This window comes from Aeromicrobium camelliae (assembly GCF_003850045.1).
Taxonomy (GTDB): Bacteria; Actinomycetota; Actinomycetes; order Propionibacteriales; family Nocardioidaceae; genus Aeromicrobium; species Aeromicrobium camelliae.
This window is the reverse complement of the sequence record NZ_RQJX01000011.1, coordinates 58,018-83,065: the sequence shown is the minus strand read 5'-3', so window position 1 is coordinate 83,065 and position 25,048 is coordinate 58,018. Positions and strand designations below refer to the sequence as shown.

Here is a 25,048-nt window from a genome sequence, read left to right as displayed (position 1 = left end):
GCGCGACCAGTCGACGGGACGTGGTCTCGCTGCATCGCGGCTACGCCCCTCCTGCGATGGCTCCATGGCCTGCGCTGAGCGACCTCCTACTCGACCACCTATGGGGTTTTCAGGCGGTGAGAGCGTCGGCGAGGGCGTCGACGGCTTGGTCGATCTCGTCGCGTTCGATCACCAACGGGGGAGCGATGCGCAGTGTGCGCTCGTGCGTCTCCTTGCACAGCACCCCACGGTCACGCAGGAACATCGAGACCTCCCGGCCGGTCTTGGCGAGCGGATCGATGTCGACGCCCGCCCACAGCCCGCGCCCTCGCACGGCCGCGACTCCCTTGCCCTCGAGCTCGGCCAACCGACCGTGCAGATGCTCACCGAGCTCGGTCGCTCGCGCCTGAAACTCGCCGGTCTCCAGCAGGCCGACGACCGCACGGCCCACCGCGCACGCGACCGGGTATCCGCCGAAGGTCGAGCCGTGCTGGCCGGGTTTCAACACCCCGAGCACGTCCGCCCGCCCCACGACCGCGGAGACGGGGACGATCCCACCGCCCAGCGCCTTGCCGAGTGTGTAGAGGTCGGCGCGCACGTCCTCGTGGTCGAGCGCGAACAGCTTGCCCGTACGCGCGAGCCCCGACTGGATCTCGTCGGCGATCATCAGCACGTTGTGCTCGTCGCACAGATCGCGTACGGAGCGCCAGAACCCGGCCGGCGGCACGATCACGCCGGCCTCGCCCTGAATCGGTTCCATGAGCACGGCCGCGGTGTTCGGACCGATAGCCGCCTCGACCGCGTCGGCGTCGCCGTAGGGCACCGTGATGAAGCCGGGCGTGAACGGGCCGTAGTTGTCGTGAGCGACAGGGTCGTCGGAGAAGGACACGATCGTCGTGGTCCGGCCGTGGAAGTTGTTGGTCGCGACGATGATCTCCGCGGCGTCGGTCTGCACGCCCTTGACCTCGTACGCCCACTTGCGCGCGACCTTGATCGCCGACTCGACGGCCTCGGCACCGGTGTTCATCGTCAGGACCATCTCGGTGCCGGTGACGTGCGCGAGTTCCTCGCAGAACAGCCCGAACTGGTCGTTGTGGAAGGCTCGCGAGGTCAGCGTCAGCCGATCCAGTTGCTCGTGGGCGGCGCGGACGAGGGCCGGATGCCGATGCCCGAAGTTGAGCGCCGAGTACCCCGAGAGGAAGTCGAGATAGCGGCGGCCGTCGACGTCGGTCACCCACGCGCCCTCGCCGCGAGCGATGACGACCGGCAGCGGGTGGTAGTTGTGCGCGCCCCACCGTTCGTCGCGGGCGATGTACTCGGCGGTCTCCTGCAGCTCTCCCTGATCCATGCGCCCACGGTAAGCAGAGCGACGGCTGAGGCCAAGGGCTTCGCAGGTATTCTCGAGACGTCCCCGTCACCGTCCTTGGGAGTCGTCATGTCCGCGGCCTGCCGCCGGTTCCTGTCCGTCCTCGCGCTCGCATCGGCGATGGTGTTGATGCTTGCTCCGGGCGCGAACGCCCACGCGGCGCTCGTCGGCGTGGACCCCGAGGAGGGTGCGCAGCTCGACGCCATGCCCGAGCAGGTCACGTTCACGTTCAGTGAGGACATGCGCGAGCCGGCGTTCGCCAGTGTCGTCGTCGACGGGCGACCCGTTTCGCTGCCGGCCGGCGATCCCACCATCGACGGAGCCGACGTCATCGTCGATCTGGCCGGCGTCACGACGGAAGGACGGGACTGGACCGTGTCCTACCGCGTCGTCTCCGCCGACGGTCATACCGTCGAGGGCAGCACCAACTTCACGATCCCGTCCGCCGACGTCAACGACGAACCGATCGCGTCCGCGGAGGATGAGGGGAGCGGCAGCATCTGGTCCTCCCCGTGGCTCTGGGTCGCCGCGGTGGTGGTGCTGGCCGTCCTGGCACTGCTGCTCGTCCGCGGCCGGCGGGCGCCGTCGTCCAACGATGCGGCATGAGGGCACCGGCCCGTCTGGCCGCGGCCGGACTGCTCATCGGACTCGCCGTGGTGGTCGCGGCGATGACCTTGGCCGGCACCACGCCGCAGGCAGCCCCTCCCGGCATCCCTGACCCTGGACCCTTGGTGGGGTGGGCGCTGCCGATCGCCCGGTTGTTGACCGATCTCGGCGCGGTGGCCACGGTCGGGTTCCTGCTCGTCGCCGTCCTCCTCCTGCCGTCGGGAGCGCAGCTGCAGGGATTGTCGGTCCAGGCGGTCCGCGTCGCCTCCTGGACGGCGATCGGGTGGGCGGCCGCGGGTCTGGTGCTCCTCGTGCTGAACGTGTCGGACATCTTCGCGCGGCCGGTCACGGGGTTGAACATCGACCTCCTCGGTTCCTTCATCATCGACTTCGCGCCCGGCCGGGCGTTCGCGTTGCAGGTGCTCGGCGCCCTCATCGTGGCCGTGGTCTGTCGGTGGACGCTCGCCCCCCGTCCGCTTGCGGTGACGCTCGGCATCGCGCTCGCCACCGTCGTGCCCGTGGCGTTCGCCGGCCACGCGGCCAACGCGGGATCGCACACCCTCGCCGTATTCAGCCTCATGCTGCACCTCGTCGGCATCGTCGTCTGGGTGGGCGGGCTGCTCGCGCTCGCGTGGGTCGCGCTGCGTGGCAGCAAGCGGCTTCCCGAGGCGATCGCGCGGTACTCGCCGATCGCGCTCTGGGCGTTCGTCACCGTCGGCGCCTCCGGACTCATCAACGCCGCCCTCCGCCTGGGGAGCTGGTCGCAGATCACGAGCCCGTACGGGTTGCTCGTGGTCGCCAAGACCGCCGCGCTCGTGGCGCTCGGAGTCTTCGGTGTGTTGCAGCGCCGCCGGATCGTCAGGGAGGACAAGGGCTTCGCCCGGCTCGTCGTGACCGAACTGTTCGTCATGGTCTCGGCGATGGCGCTCGCCGTCGTGCTGGCCCGTACGCCCACGCCGGTCGGCGAGGACGTCCTCCAGACGCCCGCTGAACGCCTGCTGGGCGCGCCGATGCCCGAGGCGCCGAGCGTGGCGCGGGTGTTCCTGGGCTGGAGCGCCAACGGCTTCGGACTCGCCTTCACCGTCTTCGCGATCGCGCTCTACGTCACCGGCGTCGTGATGCTGCACCGGCGCGGCGACCACTGGCCCGTCGGCCGCACGGTCTCGTGGCTGGTCGGCGTCGTGGTCGTCGCCTGGGCCACGATCGGGGGCATCGGCCAGTACTCCCACGTCATGTTCAGCATGCACATGATCTCGCACATGATGCTGTCGATGATCGCGCCGATCTTCCTCGTCCTGGGCGCACCCATCACGCTCGCGCTGCGGACCCTGCCCGGTGCCCGCCGGCCGGGGGAGAACTCACCGCGCGCGCTGCTCATGGCTGCCGTGCACTCGCGGCTCGCGCGGTTCTTCACCCACCCGGTCGTCGCGGCGATCATCTTCATGGGCAGCCTCTACGCGCTGTACTTCAGCAACCTCTTCGAGGTGCTGATGCGGACCCACTCCGGCCACGTGTTCATGGAGGCGCACTTCCTGCTGGCGGGTGTCTTGTTCTACTACGTCGTGATCGGCGTCGATCCGTCGCCGCGCACGGTGCCGCCGCTCGTGCGGTTCGGTCTGCTGATGATCTCGATCCCGTTCCACGCGTTCTTCTCGGTCGCGGTCATGAGCGCGGACTACGTCATCGCCGAGCGGTTCTACACCGTGCTCGACCGTCCGTACGCGACCGACCTGCTCGCCGATCAGTACCTCGGCGGCGGGATCGCCTGGGCGACCGGCGAGGTGCCGCTCGTGCTGGTGATGGCCGCGATCTTCGTGCAGTGGTTCCGCTCCGACGCGCGCGAAGCCAAGCGTCTGGACCGGAAGGCCGACCGGGACCACGACGCGGAGCTGGAAAAGTACAACGCCTACCTCCAGTCCTTGGACCGGAAGTAGGCGTTGTACGTCGCTGCTCAGCGGCTCAGAAGAGCACCTGACCACCTGAGGTGGCGGCCGTGAAGCGCTCCTGCGCGTCCGCCCAGTTGGCGATGTTCCAGAACGCCTTGACGTAGTCGGCCTTGACGTTCATGTAGTCGAGGTAGAAGGCGTGCTCCCACATGTCCAGCTGCGAGATCGGGATCAGCGTTGCGGGGATGTTGTTCTGCTGATCGTAGAGCTGGACGATGACGAGGCGCTGGCCCAGCGTGTCCCACGCGGTGATGGCCCAGCCGGAGCCCTGGATGCCGAGCGCGGTGGCCTCGAACTGCGCACGGTAGGCGTCGAACGACCCGAAGTTGTCGTCGATGGCCGCGGCCAGCTCGCCGGTCGGCTTGTCGCCGCCCTCGGGCGAGAGGTTCTTCCAGAAGATCGAGTGGTTGATGTGCCCGCCGAGGTTGAACGAGAGGTTCTTCTCCAGCAGGTTGACCGTCTCGAAGGAGCCGGCCGCACGGGCCTCCTCGAGCTTCTCCAGGGCGGTGTTCAGACCGTTGACGTAGGTCTGGTGGTGCTTCGTGTGGTGCAGCTCCATGATCTTGCCCGAGATGTGCGGATCGAGCGCGCCGTAGTCGTACGGCAACTCGGGCAGGGTGTATTCAGCCACGCGTCCTCCTTGAGTGTGGTGGGCCGCTCGGCCCACGGCTGCGACGTAGAGGTGTCTGTCTTCAGTCTGTCAGTCCTGATCACCCACGCAAGACCGGGTCGACCTTCGAGACGTCGTGCGCCAGGCGCAGCCTGTCATGGCCTAGGCTGGTACGGAGATGAGCGAGCGAGGAGGGCGGGTGCCAGAACCGAGGACGGAGCGGTTGTTGACCGTCCCGAACATCTTGAGCCTCGTGCGCATCGCGCTCGTGCCGCTGTTCCTGTGGCTCGTGCTCGGGCCGCAGCTCGATGTCGCCGCGCTCGCGGTCCTCGTGGTCTCGGGGGTGACCGACTATCTCGACGGCAAGATCGCCCGCTCGCTCGGGCAGACCTCCAAGCTCGGCGCGATCCTCGACCCGGTCGCCGACCGTCTGTACATCCTCGCCGTCGTCATCGGCCTCGGCCTGCGCGACATCATCCCGTGGTGGCTGGCGATCATCCTGCCGCTGCGCGACGTCTTCCTCTTCTCGCTCGTCCCGTTCCTGCGCACCCGGGGCTTCAGCGCGCTGCCGGTCCACTTCCTCGGCAAGGCGGCGACGGCGGGCCTGCTGTACGCCTTCCCGCTGCTGCTGCTGGGAGACGGCACCGGCGTCGTCGCTGACCTGGCGAACGTCTTCGGATGGGCCTTCACGATCTGGGGCGTCGGTCTCTACTGGTGGGCTGGCGTCCTGTACGCCTTCCAGTTGCGGCATCTGCTCGCGACGATGCCGCCGGTGCGGTCGACATGACCACACCGCCCTCGGGCGGGCGTCCCGCCGAAGCGCTGCTCGACCAGCTGTGGCAGACCGCGCTCGACGACGACTACTACGCGGTGCGGGAGCGTTCCCCGCGCCGCTCCGCCCGTGTTCTCAGCGGGGTCACGCTGCTGGCTTTCGGTCTGCTCGTCTCCACCGCCGCCGTCCAGACCCGCACCGACGCTCCGGCGGGTGATCTCGAGCGTGCCGCCCTCATCGACGACATCGAAGCGCGCGAGGAGCTGGTCGAGAGCCAGCGCGACCGCGTCCAGGAGCTCACCACCGAGGTCGAAGAGCTACGTGAGGCGGCCGCGGGCGCCGTCGTGGACGACGCCGGCGCCGCGGTCGTCGCCGCCGACGAGCCGGCGGCCGGGCCGGGAATCGTCATCACGGCGCGATCAGGTGATCGTGGTGCGGCGGCGGAGATCTCGGACCTCGATCTGCAGCTGCTGGTCAACGGGCTGTGGTACGCCGGGGCCGAAGCGGTGGCGATCAACGGGCAGCGGATCGGCAGCATGACAGCCATCCGCTGGGCCGGCGAGGCGGTCACCGTGAACTACCGGACGCTCAACGAGCCCTACGAGATCACGGCCATCGGGCCGCCGGAGCTCGAGGAGAACTGGACGGCCAACCCGTCCGGTCGTCACTGGCAGCATCGTTCCGACGCCAGCGGGGTGAGCTGGGATATCGTCGCGGACGACGAGCTCACCGTCCCTGCCGTGCCCCGTGCGCGTCTGAGTCTGACCCACGCCACTTCGACGGAGGAGGCGCCGTGATCCCGATCATCGGCTTGGTCGTCGGCATCGTCGCCGGCTTCATCCTTCAGCCCACGGTTCCCGCGCCCCTGGAACCGTACGTCCCGATTGCCATCATCGCGGCGCTCGACGCCGTCGTGGGCGCGGTCCGCGCGCTGGGGGAGAAGCGTTTCGACGACCGGGTGTTCGTGATCTCGTTCGTCTCCAACGTCTTGATCGCTGCCGCGATGGTGTACCTCGGCGATCAGCTCGGCGTCGGCTCGCAGCTGTCGACCGGCGTCATCGTGGTCCTCGGGATCCGGATCTTCTCCAACGCCGCCGCCATCCGTCGGCAGGTCTTCCATGCGTGAGCGACGCCGCGTGGGCCGACCGCTGCAGCTCCTCGCGGGAGTGCTGGTGGCGGCGTTGGCCTTCGCGATCGTCGCGCAGTGGCGTCAGGACGAACGCGAGGACTTCTCCGGCGTGCGCGGTGCCGAGCTCGGCGAGCTGCTCAAGTCGCTCGACGCCTCGAACCAGCGGCTGGCGCGGCAGATCGAGGAACTGAGCGCCACGCGCGACGAGCTGCGCGACTCCTCGGCGAACTCCGAGCAAGCGGAGGAGGCGGCGCGCAAGCGCGCTGCGGAGCTCGCCATTCTCGCGGGGACGTCGCCGGCCGCGGGGCCCGGTATCGCGGTCGAGCTCTCCGGGCCCGAGGACGCGGTGACCGCGGCGATCCTGCTCGACTCCGTCGAGGAGCTGCGGGACGCCGGAGCCGAGGTCATCGCGATCAACGGCACCGCGCGGGTCGTGGCGCAGACCTACTTCCTCGACGACCGGGACGGGGTGCGGGTCGGCGGGAGTCTGCTCGAACCGCCGTACGTCATCGAGGCGATCGGCGATCCGCACACCATGGCCGAAGCGGTCCGTTTCCGCGGCGGGTTGGCCGACCGGGTGGAGGATCGCGGCGGTACGGTGACTGTCGAGCAACGTGATCGGGTGGCCATCACCGCTCTCGCCGATATCCCCGAGCCGCAGTACGCTCGTCCCGCATCCTGAGCCCTTGACGAGGAGACGCCGTGATCCCTGAGGACCTGTATTACAGCCGTGAGCACGAATGGGTGCGCCTGGACGGTGACGTCGCCGTCATCGGGATCACCGACTTCGCGCAGGATCAGCTCGGCGACATCGTCTTCGTCGATCTGCCTGACTCCGGCGAGGCCGTCCAGGCCGGCGCGGTGGTGGGGGAGCTGGAGTCCACCAAGTCGGTCTCCGACGTGTTCTCGCCGGTCGATGGGGAGGTCGTCGAACGCAACGACGCCCTCGAGACGACTCCCGAGGTCATCAACTCGGACCCGTACGGCGAGGGATGGCTGTTGAAGGTCAAGGTCTCCGGCGACGCCACCGAGGGCCTCCTCGACGCCGCCGCCTACGGCGCGCACACCTCCGGTTGACCATGCGGTGAACTCCTGACGGAAGGGTCTGCCGAACGTCAGGCGTCAATGCTAGGTTGGAACCACCAACCTGAACGTGACCTTGAGACCTTTGGAGGAGTTGGTGATCGATGTCCACGCCGGGTGGAACTGAGGACACGAACATGTTCCCGGCGATCGACGCCGACACCGAGGAGATGTCCGCGACCGATCTGTCGGCCGTGGAGAGTCTCCCCGAAGGCAGCGCCATGCTGCTGGTGCAGCGCGGCCCCGACGCCGGATCGCGGTTCCTGCTGGACGCCGACCACATCTCCGTGGGCCGGCACCCGTCCAGCGACATCTTCCTCGACGACATCAGCGTCTCGCGGCGCCATGCCACCTTCACGCGGCGCGATCGCGGCTTCGTGGTGTCGGACCTGGGCAGCCTCAACGGCACGTACGTCAACCGCGACCGTATCGACGGGGACATCCTGCTCAGCGGCGGTGACGAGGTCCAGATCGGCAAGTATCGCTTGATCTACTTCCCGGGCGCGTCCGCCCAGGACGGGTCGCAGTGAGCCAAGCGCTCCCGGAGCCGAGCGCGCGTCTGGGGATCGGCAAGGTCCTCGACGAACTGCGCCCGGACTTCCCCGAGTTGACGCTCAGCAAGCTGCGTTACCTCGAGCAGGAGGGGCTCGTCGAGCCCGAACGCACCCCGTCGGGGTATCGCAAGTACTCCTACGACGACGTCGAGCGGCTCCGTTTCGTGCTGCGCATGCAGAAGGAGCGGTTCTGGCCCCTGGGCCACATCCGCCAAGTGCTCGACGAGATCGACCGCGGCGTGTTGCCGGACCTGGCCGACGACGACGTCGCCTGGTTCGTCCCCGAGGTCACGGTCAGCTCCAGTGACGGCATGCCCACCGCGGCGACGTTCTCCGAGGGCCAAGGCGCCACCCGGCTGTCGCGCGAGGAACTGCTCGAGGCCGCCGACATCGACGCAGCCACGCTCGACGCGATCGAGGAGTTCCAGCTCATCCGCCGCCGTCCGCAGCAGCGGTACTACAGCCGTGACGACCTCCTCGTGGCCGCGCTGGTCGGCAAGATGGCCGGCCTCGGCATCGAGCCGCGCCACTTGCGCGGCTTCCGCGCGGCGGCCGACCGTGAGGTCTCCCTGCTCGAGCAAGCGGTCCCGTCGGCCTCACGTGCCAACCCCAACGCCGCAGCGACCCTGGCCGAACTCGCTGCCACCCTGGTCCGGCTGCACACCGTGCTGGTGCGCAACGAACTCCGGGGGAGTTAACCGTGCGCGAGCTGGAGGTCATCGGGGTCCGGGTCGAGATGCCGAGCAACCAGCCGCTCGTGCTGCTGCACGAGGTCGAGGGCGTACGGTATCTCCCCATCTGGATCGGCGCCGTGGAGGCATCGGCGATCGCGCAGGCGCAGCAGAACATCATGACGCCCCGGCCGCTCACTCATGAGCTGCTCACCTCGGTCATCGCCGAACTCGGCGACGAGATCGAGGAGATCCGCATCGTCGACGTCAGCGAGGGGGTCTTCTACGCCGAGATCGTCTTCGCCTCCGGAGCTGTGGTGGAGTCGCGCCCGAGCGATGCGATCGCGCTGGCGCTCCGGGTCGCCGCGCGCATCGTCTGCGCGGAGGACGTCCTCGACGAGGCCGGGATCGCCTCCACCCAGGACGAAGAGGCCGAGGTCGAGCGGTTCCGTGAGTTCCTCGAGTCGGTCGATCCCGAGGACTTCGAACCCTGAGTCGCGCGACACGCCGCGTCGGTTCTTGGTGAACCCTCAGGTTCAGCTTTACCTTGAGGGAGCACGCGAAGCACACGAGTGTCGTTTCGCGAGGTAGACTTCCCCCTACGGCACGCAGGAAGGCGCACGATGATCGATCCGACCACGGGAGACGACACGGCGGAGGCCCGTTCGCGCGCGGGTGACCAGGGCCTGTTGTTCACCGACGATCTGGCGCCCCTGCCCGAAGACACCGGCTTCCGCGGCCCGACGGCCTGCAACGCCGCCGGCATCACCTACCGCCAGCTCGACTACTGGGCCCGCACCGGGCTCGTCGTCCCGACGATCCGCTCGGCGACGGGGTCCGGCACGGCGCGGTTGTACTCCTTCAAGGACATCCTGCTGCTCAAGATCATCAAGCGTCTGCTGGACGCCGGGGTGTCGCTGCAGCAGATCCGCACGGCGATCGATCATCTGCGCGAGCGCGGCACCGACGACCTCACCCAGGTCACGCTGATGAGCGACGGCGCGAGCGTCTACGAGTGCCGCTCCGCTGACGAGGTCATCGACCTGCTCCAGGGCGGCCAGGGCGTCTTCGGCATCGCCATCGGCGGTGTCTGGAGGGAGATCGAGGGTACGCTGCACGAGCTGCCGACCGAACGGGCCGAGAGCCAGCCGCAGGTCGCCGACGAACTGGCAGCGCGCCGCGCACGCCGTACCAGTTAGACTCGCACTGCTGCTGACACGTGTGGGAGAGTCCGCGCCGAGGGCGCGGCGCCGAAGGGGCAATTCCTCCCCGGAACCTCTCAGGCACCCGGACCACACGATCGAGGCATCTCTGAAGCGCTGCGACAGAGGGGGAGGGGTTGTGACCGTCGACCCTGGAGCCTCCTGTGACCACGCCCTTCGCCGCCCGCCACATCGGCCCTCGCCCTAGCGACCAGTCCGCGATGCTCGAGCGGCTCGGTTACGACTCGCTCGACGCGCTCATGGATGCGGCCGTTCCCGGACGCATCCGCCACAACGAAGCTCTCGCCCTTCCTGATGCACTGGACGAGAGGTCCGCGATCGCCCGGCTCCGCGAACTGGCCTCGCGCAACCGTCCCGGCATCGCGATGATCGGACTCGGTTATCACCCGACGCTCACGCCCGCGGTCATTCGCCGCAACGTGCTGGAAGACCCTGCCTGGTACACGGCGTACACCCCGTACCAGCCGGAGATCTCCCAAGGCCGACTCGAGGCTCTGCTGAACTTCCAGACGATGGTCGCCGACCTCACGGGCCTGCCGACAGCGAACGCCTCGCTGCTGGACGAGGGCACGGCGGCCGGCGAAGCGCTCACGCTGATCCGTCGCGCATCGCGCGGCAAGGACCTGCGCCCGATCGCCGTCGATGCCCGGCTCGCCCCGCAGACGCTGGCGGTGCTCCGGACCCGGGCCGAGGCGGTCGGCATCGAACTCCACGACGTCGACCTCGGGGCGACGGGGCTGGATGCGGACGTCGCCGGCGTCGTCATCGCGTACCCGGCGGCGGACGGTGCCGTCACCGACCCGACGTCCGTCATCGAAGCGGTCCACGCCGGTGGTGGCCTCGCCGTCGTCGTGTCCGATCCGCTGGCGCTCGTCGCGCTGGCCTCGCCGGGCAGCATGGGTGCCGACATCGTCGTCGGATCGACGCAGCGTTTCGGCGTCCCGATGTTCTACGGCGGTCCGCATGCCGCCTACATGGCCGTGCGCGATGGTCTTGAGCGGCACCTGCCGGGGCGCCTCGTAGGCGTCTCCGTCGACGCGGCGGGCGTGCCGGCGTACCGACTGGCGTTGCAGACTCGTGAGCAGCACATTCGGCGTGAGAAGGCGACGTCGAACATCTGCACCGCGCAGGTGCTGCTCGCCGTCGTGGCCGGCATGTACGCGGTGTACCACGGCGCCGAGGGTCTTCGACAGATCGCGCTGACCGTGCACCAGCACGCGGCCACGCTCGCTGACGCCCTGCGCGACGGCGGCGTGGACATCGTGCACGAGGAGTTCTTCGACACCGTCGTGGCGCGGGTGCCGGGCCGGGCCCGCAGCGTCGTGACTGCCGCGCGCACGTCGGGCATCCACCTGTGGCAGGTCGACGGCGACCACGTGCAGGTCGCCTGCTCCGAGGCCACGACGCTGGAGCACCTGGAGCTCGTGCTGCGGGCGTTCGGCGTGGCCGCGCCGACGCTCCTCACCGGGCGCGCCCACCTGCCCGAGCCGCTCCTGCGCCGTGACGAGATCCTGACCCACCCGGTGTTCTCGGAGCACCGCAGCGAGACGCAGTTGCTGCGCTACCTGCGCAAGCTCAGCGACCGCGACTACGCGCTCGACCGCGGCATGATCCCGCTCGGCTCATGCACCATGAAGCTCAACGCCACGACCGAGATGGAACCGATCAGCTGGCCCGAGTTCGCTGAGCTCCATCCGTTCGTCCCGGCCGAGGACGCCGCCGGCATGACCGAGCTGATCGAGACGCTCGAGGGCTGGCTCGCCGAGGTGACCGGATACGCCGCCGTCTCGGTGCAGCCGAACGCCGGCTCGCAGGGCGAGTTCGCCGGGCTTCTGGCGATCCGCGCGTACCACCGCAGTCGCGGTGACGACGCACGCGACATCTGCCTCATCCCGTCATCGGCCCACGGCACCAACGCGGCGTCGGCGGTCATGGCCGGGATGCGTGTCGTGATCGTCGCTGCCGGCGAGTCCGGCGAGGTCGACCTGGACGATCTGCGCGCCAAATGCGAGCAGCACCGCGACGAACTCGCGGCCATCATGGTCACCTACCCCTCGACGCACGGTGTGTACGAGGAGGGCATCGCCGAGCTGTGCGATATCGTCCACGAGGCCGGCGGCCAGGTGTACGTCGACGGTGCGAACCTCAACGCGCTTTTGGGACACGCCCGCCCGGGTGCCTTCGGCGGCGACGTCTCGCATCTCAACCTCCACAAGACGTTCTGCATCCCTCACGGCGGCGGCGGACCCGGGGTCGGTCCGGTCGCCGTCGCCGAGCACCTCGCACCGTTCCTGCCCAGTCACCCGCTGCACCCGCGGTCCGACCGGCGCGAGGGCGTGGGAGCGATCAGCGCTGCACCGTACGGCTCGGCCGGCATCCTGCCGATCCCGTTCGCCTACATCTCGATGATGGGTGGCCAGGGGCTCACCGACGCCACGTCGGTGGCGGTGCTCTCGGCCAACTACGTCGCTGCACGCTTGCGCGACGCGTTCCCGGTGCTCTACGCAGGCGAGCACGGACTCGTCGCGCACGAGTGCATCCTCGATGTCCGTGAGCTGACCAAGCGCACCGGCGTCTCCGTCGAGGACGTCGCCAAGCGGCTCATCGACTACGGGTTCCATGCGCCGACGATGAGTTTCCCGGTGGCCGGCACGCTCATGGTGGAGCCCACGGAATCGGAGGATCTCGCCGAGCTGGACCGGTTCTGCGACGCCATGTTGGCGATTCGCAGTGAGATCGACCGCGTCGCCGACGGTGCCTACGCCGCGGACGACCATCCGCTGGCGAACGCGCCGCACGCCGCGCGTGAGCTGCTGGAGTGGTCGCACGCGTACTCGGTCGCCGAGGGCGTGTTCCCGGCCGGTGTCACGCAAGACAAGTACTGGCCGCCGGTGGGTCGTATCGACCAGGCGTACGGCGATCGCAACCTCGTGTGCTCGTGCCCGCCGGTCGAGGCGTTCGACACCGTCAGCGGCTGACGTCGGCCCACCATGAGACCACCCGGTCCACGACCGGGTCGGGGGTCTTGGCCCAGAACACGTGGTGGGTCGTGCCGCCTTCAGGCGCCGCGTCGCTCCGGTAGTCCCAGCGGGTGAGAGCCGACGGATCGATCAAGGTGCGCTCGAAGTGACGGGAGGCAGCGGGGACGGCGTAGCGATCGCCCTCGAGGTCGATCGCGAGCGTCGGGGTGTCGATGCGCCGCGGGACCGGGAAGGGCGCGCCGCCCGTGCGCGCGACGTGGGCCCACTCGCGCATGAGGGTGCGCGCTCCGGGCGCACCGAAGAGCGGCGGTGGAACGTAGCCGCGCACCGCGGAGACGAGCGGCACGAGCAGACCCATCGCGAGGAGACCCAGGCCGGCGTGCGGGTAGTACCGGAAATGCGGCAGCGAGGCACCGACGAGCACGACACCGTCGGCCGGATCGTGCGCGAGCTGATGCCCCACCGCGACGTGTCCCCCCAGGCTGTGGCCGAACAGCACGACGGGGCGATCGGGGAACTCGGCACGTGCCTTCGCGACCGCCTCGGCGGTGTCGGCGATCTCGTCGGCGTAGGACCAGTCGCGGTCGCGCGAGGCGCGCTGGCCGTCTCGCTCGAAGCCTCGGCGTGGAAGAGCGCGAGCGCTCCAGCCGCGCGCCTCGAACGCGTCGACGACGCGTCCGTAGAAGTGCGAACCGATGGCCATGGCGGGGGAGACGAGGACGACCGGAGTGCTCACCGGCCCATTGTGACAGCAACGCTGTCACGGTCGCTACCGACCCTCAGCCGGTCGATCACCTCCCGCATGGAAGACTTTCCACGGTCGATTCTTCGGAGGTGGCGGTGAGCGCGCTCGTGGTCTACGTGACCTGCGCCTATGCGTTGGCGGTCGGAGCGTACGCGGCATGGCACAGCTGGCGCGGGTACCGCTTCAGCAATCCGTTGTTCTATGCGATCGCCGCGCTCGAAATCGGACTCGTCGCCATCACCATCGGGTCCGCGGTGGCCTACAGCGGGCGCGACCACGAGGTGGACGGCATCCTGTTCTTCTCCTATCTCGCCACGACTCTGGTCATCGCGCCGGCGGCAGTGGTGTGGGGCGTCATCGAGAAGACCCGATGGGGCACGGGCGTCGTCACCATCGCGATGATCACCATCGCCGCACTCATGCTGCGGCTCCACGGCATCTGGGAGGGACCTCGTGGCTGACACGCACACCTCACACGGCTTCGGCCGGCTCCTCGTGGCGGTGTACGCCGTCTTCGCGTTGTCGGCGTCCGCCCGCTCGCTCTACCAACTCGCGACACACGCTGCCGACGCGCCGTTCGCCTACTCCTTGTCCGCGCTGGCGGCGCTCGTGTACCTGGTCGCGACGTACGCGCTGGCGACCAATCGACAGCGGCTGGCGTCCTGGACCATCGGATTCGAACTCGTCGGCGTGCTCGCCGTCGGTCTGCTGACGCTTCTCGACCCGGCGCTGTTCCCCGACGCGACGGTGTGGTCGCTGTTCGGCATTCAGTACGCCTTCGTGCCACTCGTGCTGCCTCTGGTCGGCTTGTGGTGGGTCTACCGCCGTCGGGCCGCAGGCCGGGCCTGATCAATGAGCGCCGCGCCGTACAGGTTCCGCACGCGTTGGGACCTGCCGGTCGAGCGCGGACGATTGTGGGAGGTCGTCCAGGATGCGCTGGCCGCTGATGACCCCCTTCCGTGGTGGGGCAGGGTTCGCGTCGAGGGTCGCGATGACTCAGCACTTCATCTCGTGGCTGAAAGCGGTCTGGGGTACCGACTCCGGTTCTCGATCGACCAGCTGGAGCTGAATCGCCCCGACACGATGACCTTCCGGGCGGCGGGCGACCTCGTCGGGCGGGCGGTCCTGAGGTTCGTGCCGTTCGGGCGCCACCGGACGCTGCTGCTGATCGAGTGGGACGTCGACGTGACCCGACCGTGGATGCGTCGCACGGACCCCGTGCTGCGGCCGGTCTTCGGCGCCGCACACGCCATGGTGATGAGCCAAGGCGAACGCCGCTTCCGCAGGTGGCTGGGCGACTCAAGCCCCGGGCGTTAGGCTCTGTGCCGGCGCAACGGTACGAGGGGTCCTGATGTGGTTGGTCGGCAGTGAGGCACGTTCGCTCGTAGACCGCGCCGTGCCCCCGCCCCGATGACTACCGCGACGAGCCCCTCGTGCTCGGTCGGGCCCTGGCCTCGCCGCTGCGTCTGCTCGTCGGTGGCGCCGCGCCGGTGCTGATCGGTGCGGCGAGCTTCGTCGTCGCGCTCGCGGTTGACGTTCAGTCCTGGAGCGCGGTGACGACGTCGCCGACCACCACGATCGCCGGGGCGGTCGCGCCCACCGCGGCCGCCCGCTCGGCGAGCTCGCCGAGAGTGGCCACGGTGACCCGCTGATCGGGAAGGAAGCCTCGCTCGATGACGGCGGCCGGCGTGGTGGGGCGATGGCCCGCCCGGATGAGCTCGTCCGTGGTCTGCGACAGCCGCTTCACGCCCATCAGCAGCACGAGCGTGTGGTCGCCACCGTGTGGCACATGAGCGAGCTCCTCGTGGCCGGTGACGACCGTGAAGCCCCGCGCGACACCTCGATGGGTGACGGGGATGCCCGCGGCGGCGGCTACGGCGATCGCGCTCGTCACGCCCGGCACGACCTCGACCGGCACGTCCGCGGCCCGGCAGGCGAGCAGCTCCTCGCCGCCGCGGCCGAACACGTAGGGGTCGCCGCCTTTGAGTCGGACCACGATCTTCCCCCCGCGCGCGCGGTCGACCAGAAGGGCGTTGATCTGCTCCTGCGGGACGGGGTGCCGGTCGGGCATCTTGCCGACGTCGATGATCTCGACGTCCTCGTCGAGTTCCTCGAGCACACCCTGCGGCGCGAGTCGGTCGACCACGACCACGTCCGCCTCCGCGAGTAGTCGGCGGCCGCGCGTCGTGATCAGTCCCGGATCACCGGGCCCGGCACCCACGAGGGCGACCCTGCCGCCGGGGTGGTGCGTGCGATGGCGCAACGGAAGATCGCCGGATTCCAGCACGGTGACGAGAGCGTCGCGGAGCGTCGCAGCGCGGCGGGCATCCCCGCCCGCGTTGACGGCCACGGCGATGTCGTCCACGCGACCCGTCGCCGGCATCCACGCCGTCGCCCCTTCGGGGTCCCCGCCCTTGAGGCACCACAACTGAGCCGACTCGGCATCGCGCGCAACCTGGTCGTCCGTCGCGGGATCGGCGGTCGCGGTCTGCACCAGCCACGCCCCGTCGAGGTCCCCGGACTGGTAGGTCCGCGGCACCCAGGTCACCTCGTCGCGTTCGACCCTCGCGACCAGGGCGGGCGAGAGCTGCGGAGCGATGACGACCACCTCGGCCCCCGCCTCGAGGAGGGACGTCGTCCGCCGGGAGGCGACGTGCCCGCCGCCGACGACGACGACGCGGCGCCCGGTCAGGCGCAGCGAGATCGGGAAGAGGGGATCGGTCACGGGTCAGACGGTAGCCGTCGCGAGCAGTGCGTCGCCGACCATGCCCGCGGCGAGCGTGGTCCCGTCATGGGCGTCGATGAGGAGGAACGCACCTGTGCTCCGTGCCCGAACGTAGGGCTCGGCCGGGATCGGAGCGGCGAGCCGCAGTTTCACGTGGCCGATGTCGTTGAGGTCGAGGGTGTCCGCGGGGCGCAGTTCGGTGGCATCGAGGTCGAGCCGCCCGGAGATCGTCCGGACGAGGGCCTGCACGGTCCGCGTGCCGTGCTTCAGCAGGACCTTGGCGCCCGGCCGCAGCGCGTGGTCCGCGAGCCAGGCGATCGTGCCGTCGACGTCCTGAGTGAGCTCGGGGGGCTCCGCGGCCCCGGCGATGAGATCCCCGCGACTGATGTCGATGTCGTCGGCCAGCCGGAGTGTGACCGACTGCGGCGCGAACGCCTCGTCCAACTCCTGGCCGGCCTGGTCGATGCCGACGACCGTGGTGCTGCGGCCGCTCGGCAGGACCGCGATCGGGTCGCCCACCCGGACGACGCCTGAGGCGACCTGCCCGGCGTACCCGCGGTAGTCGCGGAAACGCTCGTCGGCCGCTGACTGCGGACGGATCACGAGTTGTACGGGGAAGCGAAGCGGCTCGGCGTCAGGGTCGCCCTTGGACGAGAGTCCCTCGAGCAGTTCGAGCAGGCTCGGGCCGTCATACCAGGGCGTGTGCTGCGAGCGGGTCACGACGTTGTCGCCCTCGAGCGCCGACACCGGCAGCGTCTGCACGTCGGGCATGCCGAGGCTGCGCGCCGCGGCGGTGACCTCCTCGGACACGCGCGCGTAGGTCGCTTGTTCGTAGTCGACGAGGTCGATCTTGTTGACGACGACCACGACGTGCGGCACACGTAGCAAGGACGCGACGGCGAGGTGCCGGCGTGTCTGTTCCTGCAGCCCCTTGCGGACGTCGACGAGCAGGACGACCACGTCGGCCGTGCTCGCGCCGGTCACGGTGTTGCGGGTGTACTGCACGTGCCCCGGGCAGTCGGCGAGGATGAAGGTGCGGTGGGCGGTCGCGAAGTAGCGGTACGCGACGTCGATGGTGATGCCCTGCTCGCGCTCGGACCGCAGGCCGTCGGTGAGCAACGCGAGGTCGGCCGACGTGAGTCCGCGATCACGGCTGACCCGCTCGACAGCATCGAACTGGTCGGCCAGAACCGACTTCGAGTCGTAGAGCAGCCGGCCGACCAGAGTGGACTTCCCGTCATCGACGGAACCGGCCGTGGCCAGGCGCAGCAGCGTGCTCATCAGAAGTAGCCTTCCTTCTTGCGATCCTCCATGGCCGCCTCCGAGATGCGGTCGTCGGCACGGGTTGCGCCTCGCTCGGTGATGCGAGTGGCGGCGACTTCGGCGATGACGTCTTCGACGGTGGACGCCGAGCTGTCGACGGCGCCGGTGCAGGACATGTCGCCGACGGTGCGGTACCGGACGCGCCGGGTCGTGACGGTCTCACCCTCGCGTGCGGGGGAGTAGGGCCCGACGGCGAGAAGCATCCCGTCGCGCTCGACGACCTCGCGGTCGTGGGCGTAGTACAGCGGCGGGAGTTCGATCTTCTCGGCTCCGATGTACTGCCAGATGTCGAGCTCGGTCCAGTTGCTCAACGGGAACACTCGGACGTGCTGACCCGGGGTGTGCCGGCCGTTGTAGAGGTTCCACAGTTCCGGCCGTTGGTTACGCGGGTCCCACTGGCCGAACTCGTCACGGAGGCTGAACACGCGCTCCTTCGCACGCGCCTTCTCCTCGTCGCGGCGTCCGCCGCCGAAGACGGCGTCGAAACGGTGCTCGGCGATCGCGTCGAGCAGCGGCTGCGTCTGGAGCGGGTTGCGGGTGCCGTCCGCGCGCTCGCGCAGCCGGCCGTCGTCGATGTAGTCCTGCACCGAGGCGACCTCGAGCCGCAGTCCGAGCCGCTCGACCGTGTCGTCACGGAAGCGCAGCACCTCGGGGAAGTTGTGCCCGGTGTCGACGTGGAGCACCGCGAACGGCACCTTGGCCGGCCAGAACGCCTTGACCACCAGGTGCAGCATGACGACGGAGTCCTTACCGCCGGAGAACAGGATCACCGGACGCTCGAACTCCGCGGCCACCTCGCGGATGATGTGGATGGACTCCGACTCCAGCCACTGCAGCTGGGTGAGTTCGCGGGAAGGGGTGAGGGTCATCGCTCAGCTCTCTCAGGTGTGCAGGCCGCACTCGGTCTTGTCCAGCCCCGCCCAGCGACCGGCACGGGGATCCTCGCCAGGGGCCACGCGGCGCGTGCAGGGCGCACAACCGATTGACGGGTAGCCGTCCTGCACGAGCGGGTTGACGATGACGCCGTGCTCGTCGGCGTACGCGAGCAGTTCGTCGAACGTCCACGCGGCCAGCGGGTTGACCTTGACGAGTCCGTACTTGGCGTCCCACGTCACCAGCGGGGTGTCGGCGCGCGTCGGGCTCTCCTCGCGCCGCACGCCGGTGATCCACACCTCGTACTCCTGCAGCGTCCGGTGCAACGGTTCGACCTTGCGGAGCTGGCAGCACAAGCCGGGATCGCGCTCGTACAGGCGCGGCCCGTGGTCGGCGTCCTGCTGCTCGACGCTCTGCGCCGCGGTCACGTCCACGATCGTGAGCTCCATCCCGGCTTCGACGGCATCCCGCGTCCCGATCGTCTCGGCGAAGTGGTAGCCCGTCTCGAGGAACAGGGTGTCGACCCAGGGAAGGTGGCGGGCGACGACGTGGGGGAGGACGGCATCGGCCATCGAACATGCGACGGCGGTGCGGTAGCCGAACTCCTCGGCGACCCAAGCGAGCACGTCGTCGGTGCTCGCATCAGCGAGACGCGTCGACGCCTCGGCGGCGATCGCCTGCAGCTCGGAGCGGTCGCGTCGAGGACGCAGGAGTTCGGGACGACGCGCGTGGTGCTCGTCGCGGGCGCGATCGTGCGCCAACTGGCGCTCGCGCCGTTCGGCAAGGCTCGAGACGGGGGTGCTCATCGCGCTCCACCCTAGGTGCGCGTCTCCCGCTACGGACCGGTGTCCGCATGCCGGACGGCGCTCGATCCACGGCGCTCCGCTCGCCGTGCGGAAGTCGTCGTAGCGCGACATGCTGGAGGGATCAACGAAGGGAGACTCCCATGTGGGCAACCATCTTGTGGATCGCGGCCGTGATCATCGGCCTTCTCGGTGTGGTGCGGCTCGTCCAGCGCGACTTCATCATGGGCATCGTGCTGATCGTCGTGGCGCTCTTGATCGGACCCGGCGGAGTCAGCATCTTCACCTGACGAATCGACGCCATGACCCGTTCGGCCTAGGGTCGAATCATGGCTCGCTTCATCGACATCCACCCGGTCAATCCGCAACAGCGTTCCGTCGACCAGGCCGTCGCGGTCCTCGGTGAAGGCGGTCTCATCGCCTACCCCACGGACTCCGGTTACGCCCTGGGCGCGCAGCTGGGCAACGCCGAGGCGCTGGACCGCATCCGGTCCATCCGCGACCTCGACGCGAAGCACCACTTCACGCTCGTCTGTCGCGACTTCTCGCAGCTCGGGCAGATGGTGCACGTCGACAACACGGTGTTCCGGGCGGTCAAGGCGGCGACTCCCGGCCCGTACACGTTCATCCTTCCCGCCACCCGCGAGGTGCCCAAGCGGCTGCTGCAGGAGAAGAAGAAGACCGTCGGCGTGCGCATTCCCGACCACCGCATCAGTCTGGCGCTGGTCGAGGCGCTCGGGGAGCCGCTGCTGTCGACCACGCTGATCCTCCCCGGTGAGACCGAGGCGATGACGACGGCATGGGAGATCAATGAAGCGCTCGACGGTCGCGTGGAGGCGATCCTGGACTCCGGCGACGACGTACTGGGGACTCCGACGACGGTGGTGGACCTGTCCGAAGGCATCGCCACGGTGGTCCGCGTGGGCGCCGGAGATCCCGCGCCGTTTCAGTGATGATCGGTTTTGATTAGCATAGGTAATGAGCTATGCTTAAGATATGCCCACCGATTCCCAGAGACTCGCCCTGGCGGTGGCCCGACTCAACCGGCGGCTGCGCCAAGAGCGCCAGTCTGATCTGACACCGACGCAGCTCTCCGTCCTCGGCACGCTCGCCAAGATCGGCCCGGCAACGCCGGGTGCGATCGCGGCGCGTGAACGAGTCCGGCCGCCGTCCATCACCCGCACCTTGAACCAACTCGTCGAGTGCGGTTATGCGACCAAGACCCCCAGCCCCGACGACGGGCGTCAGGTGCTCGTCGCGCTCGCCGACCGCGGCGAACGCATCCTCGATGACGAGCGACAGCGCCGGGACGCGTGGCTGGAACACCAGCTCTCCGAGCTCGACCGCGAGGAGCGCGAGCTGCTTCGCCGGGCCGTGCCGATCCTCACGCGACTGGCGGAGGCCGAATGAGCCCGACGTTCAGCGCACTCGCCGTCCGCAACTACCGCATCTACGCGACCGGCGCCCTCGCCTCGAACGTCGGAACCTGGTTGCAGAACACCGCCCAAGCCTGGCTGGTCCTTCAGCTGACCGGCAGTGGCGCGGCGCTCGGTTTCGTCGTGGCGCTCCAGCTGCTTCCCTCACTGCTGTTCTCACCGTTGGCCGGACTCCTCGCCGACCGGGTCGCGAAACGACGGCTGCTCGCCTGGATGCAGCTCGCGATGGCGGTGCCCTCGGCCGTGCTCGGAGTGCTCGCGATCCTCGGGGTCGCGCAACCGTGGCATGCCTACGTGCTCGCGTTCGTGTTCGGTGCCGCGCGAGCCTTCGAGGCGCCAGCACGCCAGTCGTTCGTCAGCGAGATGGTCGACGCCGAGCAGCTGTCCAACGCGGTGGCCTTGAACTCGGCGTCGTTCAACTCCGGACGCCTCATCGGCCCGGGCATCGCCGGCCTGCTGATCGCCGCACTGGGGTCCGGCATCGATGCGACCGGCTGGGTCATCCTCGCCAACGCGCTCAGCTACGGCTTCGTCCTCGGCGCCCTGCTGTTGATGGACTCGAGCCGACTTCATCCGGCTCCGCTCGCCGAGCGGCATCGCGGCGCCGTGCGCGAAGGTGTGCGGTACGTGGCCGGGAGGCCGGACCTGGTGCTCCTGTTCACCTGCGTGTTCTTCCTCGGCGCGTTCGGCATGAACTTCCAGATCACCTCGGCCCTCATGGCCACCGACGTGTTCGACAAGGGCGCGGGGGAGTTCGGCATCCTCGGCTCGATCCTGGCGATCGGGTCCCTCGCGGGTGCGCTGCTCGCCGCCCGCCGGCCGAAACCGCGACTGCGCTTCATCGTCGGTGCGGGCCTGACCTTCGCCTTCGCGCAGATCCTCTCGGGCCTCATGCCGACCTACGGCACGTACGCGGCGGTGCTGCCGCTGGTCGGAGTGAGTGTGCTGACCACGATCACGACGGCCAACGCGTTGATCCAGCTGACGTCGGCGCCCTCGATGCGGGGCCGGGTCGTCTCGCTCTACCTCATGGTCTTCATGGGCAGCTCCCCGTTGGGCGCGCCGTTGATCGGATACATCGGCGAGCACCTCGGGGCGCGCTGGGCGCTGGTGATCAGCGGGCTGATCGCGGGCGCCGGCGTCGGACTCGCGGGGTTCGCCTACGCGCGGATGCGCAAGGTGACATTGCGATCGCTGGTGCTCCGTGCCTGAGCGGGGCTCGCGAGCCGACCGATATCCTGACGCGGTGAGTGTCCAGGACGTCATTGCCCACACGATCGAGGTGATCACCCCCGATCTGATCGAGCTACGTCGCGACCTCCACGCCTTCCCCGAGCTGTCGTGGCAGGAACATCGAACGACCGACGTCGTCGCCGCTCAGCTGGAGAAGTCCGGACTCAACCCCGAGCGGCTCGCTTCGGGCACCGGTCTCACGTGCGACCTCGGACCAGACAAAGGCCCGATCGTGGCACTGCGCGCGGATCTCGACGCCCTCCCCGTGCTGGACACGACGCAGGACCCGTGGCGGTCGCGTCAGCCCGGCATCGCTCACGCCTGCGGTCACGACGTCCACGTCGCCGCGCTCGTCGGAGCCGCCCACGCGCTGGCCCGGGTCGACGAGACCATCGGCCTACGTCACCGCGTCCGGCTGCTCTTCCAGCCGGCCGAGGAGGTCATGCCCGGCGGCGCGTTGCGGGTGCTCCGCGAGGGCGCGCTCCAGGGCGTCAGCCGGATCTACGCGCTGCACTGCGATCCCTCGCTCGACGTGGGACATGTCGGTCTGCGGGAGGGCCCGATCACGGGCGCTTCGGACCACATCCACGTCGTGCTCAGCGGCCGCGGCGGTCACACGTCGCGCCCGCATCTGACCGAGGATCTGACATACGCGCTCGGCAGCCTCATCACGCAGATGCCGGCCGTGCTGTCCCGCCGTTTCGATCCGCGCGCCGGTGCCAGCCTCGTGTGGGGACAGGTGTCGGCTGGCAACGCCGCCAACGTCATCCCGTCGGTCGGCGAGCTCACCGGCACGTTGCGCATGCTCGACGCCGCAGCCTGGCACGAAGCCGAGCGACTCGTGCGCGGGCTCATCGCCGACATCATCGAACCGTTCGGTGTGAGCGCCGAGGTGACCTACACGCGGGGCGTGCCGCCCGTGGTCAACGACTTCGCGGCCACCCAGACGTTCCGTCAGGCCGTCGCGCAGGCGCTCGGTCCGGCCGGCACGGCGACGACGTTGCAGAGCCTCGGCGGCGAGGACTTCGCGTGGTACGTCGAGTCCATCCCCGGGGCGATGGGGCGGCTCGGGACACGAACTCCTGACGGGCCCACCTACGACCTGCACCAGGGCAACCTGCGCGTCGACGAGCGGGCTATCGCGGTCGGTGCCCGCGTTCTCGCGACGGCCGCGTCGCTCGGCGCGAGCTAGCCGTCACGCGGCCAGGACGCTCAGTCCAGGTCGAGGGCGCGCTCGGCGTCAGCAGGGTCGTCGTCGCCGCGAACCACCACCACGGGGCACTTGGCGTGCCGCACGACCGCCTCGCTCACCGACCCGAGCACGAGACCCTTGAAGCCGCCGAGCCCGCGCGGGCCCACTGCGACGAGAGCGGCGTTCTCGGACAGCTCGAGCAGTCCGTTGGCTGCCGGGCCACGCGGGGTCGCGTAGGTGACCTCGACGCCGGAGTGCGCCTTGACGACGCCGGCGACGTCGGCTTCGAGCCGCTCGCGGACGGCTGCGGCGAAGTCCTCGGCGGGCGGGACGTAGCCCGGCTCCCAGGTGCTGGGACGCGGCGCGGTGCGGATCGTCCAGCTGCGGGCGACCGTCACGCTCAGACCGGTCTTCTCGGCCCAGTCCAGCGCCCACTCCAGGGCGGTGTCGGCGAAGCGCGATCCGTCGTGTCCGACGACGATGGTGGAGGCTGCGGTGCTCATGACCTCAGCGTAGTGGCAGCCACCCGTCGCCCCTCGTGATGCGGGCAGGTTACAAATCGGTGTCAGGCAGGCTCAATCGCCCCGATGCTCTCCCCAACCGCACCTGCCCGCCGATAAGGTCTGCTGGGTGCAGTGGACGCGCCAGACCACCTGGCGCGAGACGAGGAGGAGAAGTGCGTCGTTTGACCAGGGCTGCCGCTCTCGCGGGCGCGGCCGCATTGGCGCTGAGTGCGTGTGGCACGGCAGCGGACAACGATGGCGGCGGTGAGGACACCGACGCCCAGGAGTGCGAGGTCACTCAGCTCGAGGGCGACCCGAAGGTCGCGCTCGCCTACGACGTGGGTGGCCGCGGCGACCAGTCGTTCAACGACGCCGCCTACGCCGGTTTCGAGAAGGCCCAGGGCGAGTTCAGCTTCGAAGGCACCGAAGGCGAGGCCAGCTCCGACGAGAGCGAGGAAGTGCGCGAGCAGCGCCTCCGCGGTTTCGCCGACGACGGCTTCAACGTCATCGTCGGCGTCGGCTTCGCGTATAGCGAGTCGGTCGACAAGGTCGCCCCGGACTACCCGAACGTCGCCTTCGCGGTGATCGACGGCTTCGACCCGACCGAGGACGAGCAGAACTGCAACGTCGCGTACCTGACGTTCGCCGAGAACGAGGGCTCCTTCCTCGTCGGCGTCGCGGCCGCGGAGCAGACCGAGAGCAACACCGTCGGCTTCGTCGGCGGCGTCAACAACACGCTCATCCAGAAGTTCGAGGCCGGATTCGCCGCCGGTGTCGAGGCGGTCAACCCCGACATCGAGGTCGTCTCCACGTACATCGAGGAGACCGACCCGCGCGGCTTCGGCGACCCGGCCGGTGGCCAGGCCGCGGCCGAGGGCCTCATCAACGACGGCGCGGACGTGATCTTCCACGCCGCCGGCGCGTCGGGGATCGGTGTCTTCGACGCCGTGACGAGCGCCGACATCTGGGCCATCGGCGTCGACTCCGACCAGTACCTCACGGCGTCGCCGGAGCAGCAGCCGCACATCCTCACGTCGATGCTCAAGCGCGTCGACGTGGCGACCTACGACTTCATCAAGTCGGCGGTCGACGGTGAGCCGCTGTCGAGCTACTCGCTGTTCACCCTCGCCGACGAGGGCGTGGGCTACTCGACGTCCGGTGATTTCCTCTCCGAGGACATCGTCGCGTCGATCGAGGACTACAAGCAGCAGATCATCGACGGGGAGATCGAGGTCCCCGAGCAGCCCTGAGGCTGACCCACGAGGCCCGGGGCCGCACCGCGAGGTGCGGCCCCG

At 69.4% G+C, this 25,048-nt stretch carries 29 protein-coding genes and 1 riboswitch; of the genes, 21 read left to right on the top strand and 8 right to left on the bottom strand.

Annotated elements, in window-relative coordinates; all coding sequences use genetic code 11:
* Positions 1-109: 109 nt before the first annotated feature.
* The gene (rocD, locus tag EHW97_RS09425) at positions 110-1,327 is read right to left on the bottom strand and encodes an ornithine--oxo-acid transaminase (protein WP_124236916.1); all 1,218 of its coding nucleotides are present in this window, start codon (positions 1,325-1,327) and stop codon (positions 110-112) included.
* 87 nt (positions 1,328-1,414) lie between these two features.
* Between rocD and EHW97_RS09420 the strand changes: the two genes are divergently transcribed.
* Positions 1,415-1,951 carry a copper resistance CopC family protein gene (locus EHW97_RS09420; RefSeq protein ID WP_124236915.1) on the top strand — a complete coding sequence of 179 codons (537 nt, stop codon included), beginning with the start codon at positions 1,415-1,417 and terminating at the stop codon, positions 1,949-1,951.
* The gene (locus tag EHW97_RS09415) at positions 1,948-3,885 is read left to right on the top strand and encodes a bifunctional copper resistance protein CopD/cytochrome c oxidase assembly protein (protein ID WP_124236914.1); all 1,938 of its coding nucleotides are present in this window, start codon (positions 1,948-1,950) and stop codon (positions 3,883-3,885) included. Before EHW97_RS09420 ends, EHW97_RS09415 begins: the two co-directional genes overlap by 4 nt.
* A 25-nt stretch (positions 3,886-3,910) precedes the next feature.
* Here EHW97_RS09415 and EHW97_RS09410 read toward each other — a convergent pair whose 3' ends face one another.
* Positions 3,911-4,528, bottom strand: a complete 618-nt coding sequence (locus EHW97_RS09410) for a superoxide dismutase (protein ID WP_124236913.1) — start codon at positions 4,526-4,528, stop codon at positions 3,911-3,913.
* 157 nt (positions 4,529-4,685) lie between these two features.
* On the opposite strand from EHW97_RS09410, the gene clsA reads away from it, so the two are divergent.
* From clsA to gcvP, 10 genes are all read left to right on the top strand, one after another.
* Entirely contained in the window at positions 4,686-5,294 is a 609-nt protein-coding gene (gene clsA / locus EHW97_RS09405) for a cardiolipin synthase ClsA (protein WP_124236912.1), read from the top strand.
* Positions 5,291-6,076, top strand: coding sequence for a DUF881 domain-containing protein (locus tag EHW97_RS09400; protein ID WP_166367465.1), 786 nt, complete (start codon positions 5,291-5,293; stop codon positions 6,074-6,076). The genes clsA and EHW97_RS09400 overlap by 4 nt, the downstream gene beginning before the upstream one ends.
* Positions 6,073-6,405: a small basic family protein gene (locus EHW97_RS09395; protein WP_124236910.1), complete on the top strand. Its 333-nt coding sequence runs from the start codon at positions 6,073-6,075 to the stop codon at positions 6,403-6,405. Before EHW97_RS09400 ends, EHW97_RS09395 begins: the two co-directional genes overlap by 4 nt.
* Entirely contained in the window at positions 6,398-7,090 is a 693-nt protein-coding gene (locus tag EHW97_RS09390; RefSeq protein WP_124236909.1) for a DUF881 domain-containing protein, read from the top strand. The genes EHW97_RS09395 and EHW97_RS09390 overlap by 8 nt, the downstream gene beginning before the upstream one ends.
* A gap of 20 nt (positions 7,091-7,110) precedes the next feature.
* Entirely contained in the window at positions 7,111-7,485 is a 375-nt protein-coding gene (gcvH, locus tag EHW97_RS09385; RefSeq protein WP_124236908.1) for a glycine cleavage system protein GcvH, read from the top strand.
* Between the two features lie 110 nt (positions 7,486-7,595).
* The gene (locus EHW97_RS09380) at positions 7,596-8,021 is read left to right on the top strand and encodes an FHA domain-containing protein (protein WP_124236907.1); all 426 of its coding nucleotides are present in this window, start codon (positions 7,596-7,598) and stop codon (positions 8,019-8,021) included.
* Complete coding sequence (gene ftsR, locus EHW97_RS09375; protein WP_124236906.1) at positions 8,018-8,743, top strand: transcriptional regulator FtsR; 726 nt, start codon at positions 8,018-8,020, stop codon at positions 8,741-8,743. Before EHW97_RS09380 ends, ftsR begins: the two co-directional genes overlap by 4 nt.
* 2 nt (positions 8,744-8,745) lie before the next feature.
* On the top strand, positions 8,746-9,210 hold the full coding sequence (locus EHW97_RS09370) for a bifunctional nuclease family protein (protein WP_124236905.1): 465 nt from the start codon (positions 8,746-8,748) through the stop codon (positions 9,208-9,210).
* Positions 9,211-9,339: 129 nt separating this feature from the next.
* On the top strand, positions 9,340-9,915 hold the full coding sequence (locus tag EHW97_RS09365) for a MerR family transcriptional regulator (protein WP_124236904.1): 576 nt from the start codon (positions 9,340-9,342) through the stop codon (positions 9,913-9,915).
* Positions 9,916-9,928: 13 nt separating this feature from the next.
* Positions 9,929-10,021, top strand: a riboswitch (glycine riboswitch).
* A gap of 61 nt (positions 10,022-10,082) precedes the next feature.
* Positions 10,083-12,917: an aminomethyl-transferring glycine dehydrogenase gene (gcvP, locus tag EHW97_RS09360; protein ID WP_279432309.1), complete on the top strand. Its 2,835-nt coding sequence runs from the start codon at positions 10,083-10,085 to the stop codon at positions 12,915-12,917.
* On the opposite strand, the gene EHW97_RS09355 is transcribed toward gcvP, so the two are convergent.
* A complete protein-coding gene (locus EHW97_RS09355; protein ID WP_124236902.1) occupies positions 12,907-13,656 on the bottom strand; it encodes an alpha/beta fold hydrolase in 750 nt (249 codons plus the stop codon). The two genes, gcvP and EHW97_RS09355, sit on opposite strands and share 11 nt — an antisense overlap.
* A 104-nt stretch (positions 13,657-13,760) precedes the next feature.
* Here EHW97_RS09355 and EHW97_RS09350 point away from each other — a divergent pair, with 104 nt between their 5' ends.
* From EHW97_RS09350 to EHW97_RS09340, 3 genes are all read left to right on the top strand, one after another.
* The gene (locus EHW97_RS09350) at positions 13,761-14,126 is read left to right on the top strand and encodes a hypothetical protein (protein WP_124236901.1); all 366 of its coding nucleotides are present in this window, start codon (positions 13,761-13,763) and stop codon (positions 14,124-14,126) included.
* On the top strand, positions 14,119-14,514 hold the full coding sequence (locus EHW97_RS09345; protein WP_124236900.1) for a hypothetical protein: 396 nt from the start codon (positions 14,119-14,121) through the stop codon (positions 14,512-14,514). The genes EHW97_RS09350 and EHW97_RS09345 overlap by 8 nt, the downstream gene beginning before the upstream one ends.
* A 162-nt stretch (positions 14,515-14,676) precedes the next feature.
* Entirely contained in the window at positions 14,677-14,982 is a 306-nt protein-coding gene (locus EHW97_RS09340) for an SRPBCC family protein (protein ID WP_124236899.1), read from the top strand.
* A 220-nt stretch (positions 14,983-15,202) separates the two neighbouring features.
* Here the strand turns inward: EHW97_RS09340 and cobA are convergent, their stop codons facing one another.
* Genes cobA through EHW97_RS09320 form a run of 4 tightly spaced genes read right to left on the bottom strand, consistent with a single transcriptional unit; the run spans position 15,203 to position 19,392 of the window.
* Positions 15,203-16,390 (bottom strand): uroporphyrinogen-III C-methyltransferase, encoded by a 1,188-nt coding sequence (gene cobA / locus EHW97_RS09335; RefSeq protein ID WP_124236898.1) that lies wholly within the window; start codon positions 16,388-16,390, stop codon positions 15,203-15,205.
* A 3-nt stretch (positions 16,391-16,393) separates the two neighbouring features.
* On the bottom strand, positions 16,394-17,671 hold the full coding sequence (locus EHW97_RS09330) for a sulfate adenylyltransferase subunit 1 (protein WP_124236897.1): 1,278 nt from the start codon (positions 17,669-17,671) through the stop codon (positions 16,394-16,396).
* The gene (gene cysD / locus EHW97_RS09325) at positions 17,671-18,582 is read right to left on the bottom strand and encodes a sulfate adenylyltransferase subunit CysD (protein ID WP_124236896.1); all 912 of its coding nucleotides are present in this window, start codon (positions 18,580-18,582) and stop codon (positions 17,671-17,673) included. The genes EHW97_RS09330 and cysD overlap by 1 nt, the downstream gene beginning before the upstream one ends.
* Before the next feature lie 12 nt (positions 18,583-18,594).
* Positions 18,595-19,392 (bottom strand): phosphoadenylyl-sulfate reductase, encoded by a 798-nt coding sequence (locus EHW97_RS09320; protein ID WP_124236895.1) that lies wholly within the window; start codon positions 19,390-19,392, stop codon positions 18,595-18,597.
* Positions 19,393-19,532: 140 nt separating this feature from the next.
* Between EHW97_RS09320 and EHW97_RS15325 the strand changes: the two genes are divergently transcribed.
* From EHW97_RS15325 to EHW97_RS09300, 5 genes are read left to right on the top strand one after another with little or no spacing between them, the layout of a single operon-like run.
* Entirely contained in the window at positions 19,533-19,679 is a 147-nt protein-coding gene (locus tag EHW97_RS15325) for a GPGG-motif small membrane protein (RefSeq protein WP_166367464.1), read from the top strand.
* A 39-nt stretch (positions 19,680-19,718) separates the two neighbouring features.
* Complete coding sequence (locus tag EHW97_RS09315; protein ID WP_124236894.1) at positions 19,719-20,342, top strand: L-threonylcarbamoyladenylate synthase; 624 nt, start codon at positions 19,719-19,721, stop codon at positions 20,340-20,342.
* Positions 20,343-20,385: 43 nt separating this feature from the next.
* Positions 20,386-20,799, top strand: a complete 414-nt coding sequence (locus EHW97_RS09310) for a MarR family winged helix-turn-helix transcriptional regulator (RefSeq protein WP_124236893.1) — start codon at positions 20,386-20,388, stop codon at positions 20,797-20,799.
* Positions 20,796-22,037 carry an MFS transporter gene (locus tag EHW97_RS09305; protein ID WP_124236892.1) on the top strand — a complete coding sequence of 414 codons (1,242 nt, stop codon included), beginning with the start codon at positions 20,796-20,798 and terminating at the stop codon, positions 22,035-22,037. The genes EHW97_RS09310 and EHW97_RS09305 overlap by 4 nt, the downstream gene beginning before the upstream one ends.
* A gap of 34 nt (positions 22,038-22,071) precedes the next feature.
* The gene (locus EHW97_RS09300) at positions 22,072-23,250 is read left to right on the top strand and encodes an amidohydrolase (protein ID WP_124236891.1); all 1,179 of its coding nucleotides are present in this window, start codon (positions 22,072-22,074) and stop codon (positions 23,248-23,250) included.
* Between the two features lie 20 nt (positions 23,251-23,270).
* Here the strand turns inward: EHW97_RS09300 and EHW97_RS09295 are convergent, their stop codons facing one another.
* The gene (locus EHW97_RS09295) at positions 23,271-23,753 is read right to left on the bottom strand and encodes a universal stress protein (protein WP_124236890.1); all 483 of its coding nucleotides are present in this window, start codon (positions 23,751-23,753) and stop codon (positions 23,271-23,273) included.
* Between the two features lie 173 nt (positions 23,754-23,926).
* Between EHW97_RS09295 and EHW97_RS09290 the strand changes: the two genes are divergently transcribed.
* A complete protein-coding gene (locus EHW97_RS09290) occupies positions 23,927-25,003 on the top strand; it encodes a BMP family lipoprotein (RefSeq protein WP_243696374.1) in 1,077 nt (358 codons plus the stop codon).
* Positions 25,004-25,048 lie beyond the last annotated feature (45 nt).

Bases quoted from the DNA above. Each gene is read 5' to 3' on its own strand.
- EHW97_RS15325 (WP_166367464.1), top strand. From the start codon at position 19,533: ATGTGGGCAACCATCTTGTGGATCGCGGCCGTGATCATCGGCCTTCTC.
- EHW97_RS09415 (WP_124236914.1), top strand. From the start codon at position 1,948: ATGAGGGCACCGGCCCGTCTGGCCGCGGCCGGACTGCTCATCGGACTC.
- EHW97_RS09330 (WP_124236897.1), bottom strand. From the start codon at position 17,671: ATGAGCACGCTGCTGCGCCTGGCCACGGCCGGTTCCGTCGATGACGGG.
- clsA (WP_124236912.1), top strand. From the start codon at position 4,686: ATGAGCGAGCGAGGAGGGCGGGTGCCAGAACCGAGGACGGAGCGGTTG.
- rocD (WP_124236916.1), bottom strand. From the start codon at position 1,327: ATGGATCAGGGAGAGCTGCAGGAGACCGCCGAGTACATCGCCCGCGAC.
- EHW97_RS09420 (WP_124236915.1), top strand. From the start codon at position 1,415: ATGTCCGCGGCCTGCCGCCGGTTCCTGTCCGTCCTCGCGCTCGCATCG.
- EHW97_RS09400 (WP_166367465.1), top strand. From the start codon at position 5,291: ATGACCACACCGCCCTCGGGCGGGCGTCCCGCCGAAGCGCTGCTCGAC.
- EHW97_RS09365 (WP_124236904.1), top strand. From the start codon at position 9,340: ATGATCGATCCGACCACGGGAGACGACACGGCGGAGGCCCGTTCGCGC.
- EHW97_RS09380 (WP_124236907.1), top strand. From the start codon at position 7,596: ATGTCCACGCCGGGTGGAACTGAGGACACGAACATGTTCCCGGCGATC.
- EHW97_RS09310 (WP_124236893.1), top strand. From the start codon at position 20,386: ATGCCCACCGATTCCCAGAGACTCGCCCTGGCGGTGGCCCGACTCAAC.
- EHW97_RS09390 (WP_124236909.1), top strand. From the start codon at position 6,398: ATGCGTGAGCGACGCCGCGTGGGCCGACCGCTGCAGCTCCTCGCGGGA.
- EHW97_RS09315 (WP_124236894.1), top strand. From the start codon at position 19,719: ATGGCTCGCTTCATCGACATCCACCCGGTCAATCCGCAACAGCGTTCC.
- cysD (WP_124236896.1), bottom strand. From the start codon at position 18,582: ATGACCCTCACCCCTTCCCGCGAACTCACCCAGCTGCAGTGGCTGGAG.
- EHW97_RS09295 (WP_124236890.1), bottom strand. From the start codon at position 23,753: ATGAGCACCGCAGCCTCCACCATCGTCGTCGGACACGACGGATCGCGC.
- EHW97_RS09320 (WP_124236895.1), bottom strand. From the start codon at position 19,392: ATGAGCACCCCCGTCTCGAGCCTTGCCGAACGGCGCGAGCGCCAGTTG.
- EHW97_RS09305 (WP_124236892.1), top strand. From the start codon at position 20,796: ATGAGCCCGACGTTCAGCGCACTCGCCGTCCGCAACTACCGCATCTAC.